3 protein-coding genes are annotated in these 6,322 nt (G+C 23.9%); 1 reads left to right on the forward strand and 2 read right to left on the reverse strand.

Annotated features, from left to right (window positions below; all coding sequences use genetic code 11):
* Positions 1 to 346 precede the first annotated feature (346 nt).
* Entirely contained in the window at positions 347 to 2,575 is a 2,229-nt protein-coding gene (locus BGI41_RS06070) for a hypothetical protein (protein WP_088539522.1), read from the forward strand.
* A gap of 282 nt (positions 2,576 to 2,857) precedes the next feature.
* Here BGI41_RS06070 and BGI41_RS06075 read toward each other — a convergent pair whose 3' ends face one another.
* Positions 2,858 to 3,589 (reverse strand): tRNA (adenine-N1)-methyltransferase, encoded by a 732-nt coding sequence (locus tag BGI41_RS06075; RefSeq protein WP_088539524.1) that lies wholly within the window; start codon positions 3,587 to 3,589, stop codon positions 2,858 to 2,860.
* A 170-nt stretch (positions 3,590 to 3,759) separates the two neighbouring features.
* Entirely contained in the window at positions 3,760 to 6,123 is a 2,364-nt protein-coding gene (locus BGI41_RS06080) for a DEAD/DEAH box helicase (protein ID WP_088539526.1), read from the reverse strand.
* Positions 6,124 to 6,322: the final 199 nt, after the last annotated feature.

A 6,322-nucleotide genomic window follows, 5' to 3' on the forward strand; every position in this document is an offset into this window, starting at 1 on the left:
AGATTAATAATTAAAAAAATATTATACTATATAAAATTTTAAATAATAAATAAATTAAATATTAAAATATATCTTAAAAAATATAAAAAGTATTTTAATTAGAAAATATTAAAACTTTATAAAATAAAACTCTTAAATTAATAAAAATTATTTTAAAGGTTTTTAAAGATTAAATATTTTCTATTTTTTTTAAAACTGTAATCAATTATAATTTAAAAATTAACAAATAAATTTTAATATTAAATTAAAATTCATAGCTTTAAGAAATTATTAAAATACTATTTTAAGATATGAAATTAAATTAAAATTTAAAAATCAAATAATATATTTTAAATTGGAGGAAAATATGATGAAAAATAATAAGAAAATATTATTTTTTACATTATGTTTAATTATTCTTATTTGCTGTATAAGTAATATAAGTGCTACAAATACAAATAATACTAATTTAACAAATATACAGGATAATATAGAATTATCTGAAAATTTTCAAATTAATAATATATCAGAAAATTCTATAAATACAATTAATCAAAACTCAAATAAACTTATTAATGAGAATAAAACTAATGTTAAAAAATCAGATTATTCTTCTGATTCATTGAAATATGAGAGTAACACTACAAATACCCTCGATAATAATACAAAAGTTATAGACAATAATAATTTTTACATTATTAATAAAACTAGTTTCTATAATTATTTTGATGAAAATAATATATTAAAACCAGAATATTCTGATAGAATTCTTGTATTTGAAGGTGAATTTAAAGATATAGGAACTATTAGTATAAATTCCGATAACGTAACAATTACAGGTAATAATACACTATTTTATAATACTGTATTTAATCTTAATGGTTCTGGAATTTTCTTAGAAAACCTTAACCTATGTTTAAATAGTACTTATCCAAATAATCAAAATGCAGGAATTTTTGTAGGGAAAGACAATAACACTCTTTATAATATTACTTTAAATTATACAATACCTGATGAATCAACAGGTATAGGTATATTAGTAAAAGGACCTGAAAATTACCTTAATGAATTCTATTTAATTAATTCCACTATTAATGTTTGGGGTAATTCTAAACGTTTTGGAAACAATTATGGTGTAATAGTCAAAAATACAAATGATGCATTAATTTATGGAAATAAAATCAATGCTAAACTACCCTTAAGATCCGTTAGTTGGGATTCTGGAATATTTGGTGGAATCAGCATGGATTCAGTATTAGCTTTCGGTGCAGATTCATGTAATAGTATAAATTTCATTAATAACTATATCTTTGCAAATTCCACAGGTGGAATTCAAGAATATCCTACTTTAGATGCTTGTATGTTCTATAGATGTGATAATGCAGTTATTAAAAATAATACTATTATAGAAGAAGATTTTGTTACACCAAAAGGTACTGATAATTATCTATATGGATTAGATGTGTATATTATGAATGATGTTACAATAATCGATAATAATATACATATAAGAACTGATGGTGGAAAAGAAGCTGCAGGAACAGCATACCCTATACAAATTAATGGTCCATCAGCAAATATTAAAATTGCATATAACAATTTAACTTCAATAAACAATGGACCAAATATAGGTATATACTCTAATAATTACTATGGTGATACTAAAATTGACATTATAAGTAATTTTATTAATATTACTGGTTTTGCAAGTACTCAATCTTGGGCATTAGTATCTGGTGTTGAATTACAAGATTCTAATGATACTGTATTAAACAATACAATATATGTTAATACTAATGGAGATAAAGACAAAGGTAACATATATGGTATTAGTTATACACAAGGTACAAGTGGAGATCATACCTACAAAATTAAATATAATCAAGTAGTTACTAATGGTTACTATGGAATTTCTCTTGGTGTAGGTCAAGATGTTGTAAACAGTGAAATTACATATAATAAAATACAAACAAAATATCTTGAAGGAAACAAAGCTATAATAATTATAGGTTATAATAATATTAAAAGATATAATACTGGTTTAGATTCAGACAATAATGAAATGCCTGAAGATGAACTTCCATCATGGGTAAAACAATATCAAAATAAAGATTACTCACATAATGTAAAAAAAGTTATTCTAAAAATAGGAGATAATACTGCAGAAGGTTCAAATGGTACTGGTATTAATATAAATAAAGATAATAGCAGTTCTACTATAAATAATAAGGGTAATAGTAGATCTACTATAAATAATAATGGTAACAGTAGAAATAATAATATAAGTATTAATGGACCAAATGGAGCAATATTTGGTGGAAACATTATTACTAATGGATTAAATAGAATAAGAACTAATTCTACTGGAAGTAATGTAGGAAGTTCTAATGATTTCTTAGCTACTATTTCAGCTGCTTCTCCAGGAGAAAATGGAGGTTCTGCAGCAGATGAAAAAGCTTATGAATTAAATAAAAATAATCCAAATAATAATGTTAATTCATATACAATACCAATAGCAATTATTATAATTATTGTAGCAATCTTACTTATTTTAGGATATAAACATAGAAAAAACAATGATGATGGAGAAATTTAAACAATTTAAATACAAATATTAATAATAATATTTGTATTTCTTTTTTTAAAAAAAATATTTTATAAATTTAAGTATTTTTATATTATTTCAAGAATAATATAAAATTTCTAAAAAAAATAACCACTATTACAAAATATTTTACTAATAATATAATCTATTAGAAGAAACTAATTTTTAATAAGAAAATATTTTACTACAAGAAGATTTAATTTTAAAAACAATTTTATATTTAATAAAAACTAAAACAAAAAACAAAATAAATAAAAAAAGTATTAAAAAAAATTATAATTTACGTGCAAAGATTAAATAACCAGTATGACCAACCATACGTGTTTTAGGCCTCATACCTTGATTTCTAACCTCAATACCACGTTCTAAAGTTTCAAGAATATCAATATTTGAGAAACCTAGTTTTTTAGAAATATTATATGCAAGTTCAGCTTGCTCAACATATGGAGCATAAACAGCTAACCATCCGCCTAATTTTAGACTATCCCAAACACTTTCAAATATTTCATAAGGTTTAGGTAAATCAAGAAATACTAAGTCAAGATCTTCTTCTTCAATACCTTCTTTTATATCTTGATTTTTAATAATAATATTAGTTAAACCAAAGTTTTCAATATTTTTACTTGCAACTTTAGCAAAATCTTCTCTTATTTCATATGAGGTAACATGTCCAGTTTTACCTACTACATTTCCAAAATTTAATGCACTAGCTCCAGCACCTGTACCTGCATCTACAACACGATCACCAGAACCTAATCCAGTATGTGAAAGAACTACTCCTATATCTTTTTGAATTAAAATAGAACATCTTCTATCCATCAAATCAATGAAATCATTAACATTAGGTTTAATAACTTTAAAATCTTTACCTAAATGAGTAGTTAAAGTATCTCCTATTGTTGCTCTTTCCATCTGTTCTTTTTTAATAATTCCTAAATCACTTTGGAATTCTTTATCTTGAGGAATTAAATATTTTTTTCCTCTTTCATCCATAATAACTTTCAAGTTATCACCAAATTATATAAGTTTAAAGATTATTTATCAATTTTTATATTTATTACTTAAAATATTTAATCATACATTAAATTAGAAATAAATACTTTAAAAAATATTATTAAATAGTTAAATTCACATTATCTTTTATTCTTATCATCTTAAATATTAAATAGTTAAATTCACATTAATCTTTTATTCTTATCATCTTTTTCAAAATGTAAATATTTTGATTCAGTAACTTTAATAATTTCTTTAGCAGTTTTTTTACCAATTCCTTCAACTTCAGTTAAATCATCTACTGAAGCATCAATAATATTCTTAACAGTACCAAAATGTTTTAATAATTTTTTAGCAGTTACAGGACCAATATTCGGTAAAGATTCAATAATAAATTGTTGTTGTTCCCAAAGATTATCTGGTTTTTTCTCAGTTCTAATTTGAATATTTGGAGTTTTACCATTTTGTTCTTTAATAGCAATACGTTTAATCATTGCTGCTGTGTCATCTGGTCCACGAGTTGGTATAATACTTATTCCAAAATCAATAGCAATTGAAGCTATTGCTCCACGAATAGCATTAGGATTAATAAATCCAGAATAAAAGTCATTACCTTCTAAAATCATTATTGGTTTTTTAAATTCTTCTCTTAATAAGGTTGCTTGTTTAAATAAACGTTTATCAACAATTGAATCTACAAAATCTTTAGCTGTTTTACGTTCAATAATAATATCATCAGTAATTTGATAATCACCAACAGTCATAGTTTTAACTTCAACATTAACACCAATAGTATCAAGATTACGTATAACTCTTGAGTTTCCTTCTCTTGAATCAGCATAAACTACAATTTTTTTTCTTTTATTTTTATTATTTAATTTATCTTCTTCTTTATTAAGTTCATTAAGATTATCAACTGATTTTATATTCTTAACACTATTCATTCTTTCTACAGCATTAAGATTAATATTTTTAAACAAATCATTATTAATTAATTGTGATTTCATATTTCTTTCTTTACGTTTAGAAGACCAGAAATAAGCTTCATCAATTGTACCTTTAGTTATAAGTACTTTCATTCTACCTTGATGTTTTCTTCCAGTTCTTCCTCTACGTTGAATCATCCTAACTTCAGAAGGTACTGGTTCATATAATACTACAAGATCAATAGCAGGTATATCTATACCTTCCTCTGCAACACTAGTAGATAAAAGTACATCATAAATACCCATTTTAAATGCTTTAATAATATCATGCTGTTGTTTTTGAGTTAAACCTTTTTCACCATCACGTGTACCTTGACCATAAAATTTAATAGCTTTAATACCTTCATCTTCACATTTTTGATGAATCATTTCAAGAGTATCTCTAAATTGAGTAAAAACTAAAATTTTAGGAGAGGTTCTACTATCATGAGAATCTTCAGTTTCACGTAAAGATTTTAACCTAGTTTGACCATCAGCATAACCTAGTTCTTGTTTAAGAATACTTATTAATTTTCTAAGTTTAGGATGTTCGTGACCATTTTCCTCTGCAATACTTGATAAACGAACAGCACGTGAAAAATTATGATCCATAAAAAGATTTCTAGATGCTTTAGTTTTTTTCTTTCTTAATCTATGTACATATTGATTAAAAGTTATTACACCTTGTGTTTCAACTAATTCTAAAGCATGTTGTAAGTTAATTACTGCAGTTAATATTGAAATAGCCTGATAACATTCTTTAGGAGGATTAGTTGTAGTAGCTAATTTATTTTGAACTCTACCTCTTGCTTTAAGAATATCTCTTTTATTAACTGTAATAGAATTAATAACTCCCATATTTTTTAAAGCTTTTAATCTTGATTTTAATGATTTTTTAAGTAATGATTGTATTTTCTCAAGATCTTTACCTAATTCTACAGGAATCCAATCAATTTTAATTGGATTAAAATAAGGTTTTACATCAGGGTCTTCTTCAGATTTAACAACAACATCTTGAATAAATAAATTATCACAAACTTCTTTAATTTTAGCTTTATCATATCCTGGAGAAGCAGTTAAAGCTAATATTAAATGATTATCTCTTTCTTGAATATACCTATTTGCTAAATAAACATAAGAATAAGAACCAACAGCATGATGACATTCATCAAATACTACTAAAGAAACATCTTCTAAAGTATATCTTCCATTTAATAAATCTGCTTCAACTGTTTGTGGAGTAGCACATATAACAGAAGATTCTTCCCATCTTTCTTTTCTATCATCTGGTTTAATAGAACCAGTAAGTGCAGTACATGGAACTGTTAAAAACTCTCTAAAGGATTCTTCATGCTGAATAGTTAAAGGTTTACTTGGAGATAAAACAAGTACTTTAGTACCTTTTAATTTTTCTAATCTATCTGCAGCTACAAGAACAGCTACAATAGTTTTACCTAAAGCTGTTGGTGCAACAATCATAGTATTTCCTTTTTTAAGAGCATTTGCTGCTAGAACCTTTTGATAGATTCTTGATTCAACAGTATTTTTTCTAAGTAAAGGATGTACTATATAATTTGCCATAGGTTTATTTTAAGTTTCTAAGTTTATAAATCTTTTATTAAATTCACAAAATAAAATAAAAGAATTTATATTGAATTTAAATTAAAAAATAAAATTTATATAAAAATTTTAAATTATAAGTTATAAGTTATAAATTATATATTATAATTTATAAATTATAAATTAAAAGTTATAATAAAATTATATAAAAGTATTTAAA

Origin of the sequence: Methanobrevibacter sp. 87.7, assembly GCF_002208625.1 — an archaeon.
Taxonomy (GTDB): Archaea; Methanobacteriota; Methanobacteria; order Methanobacteriales; family Methanobacteriaceae; genus Methanarmilla.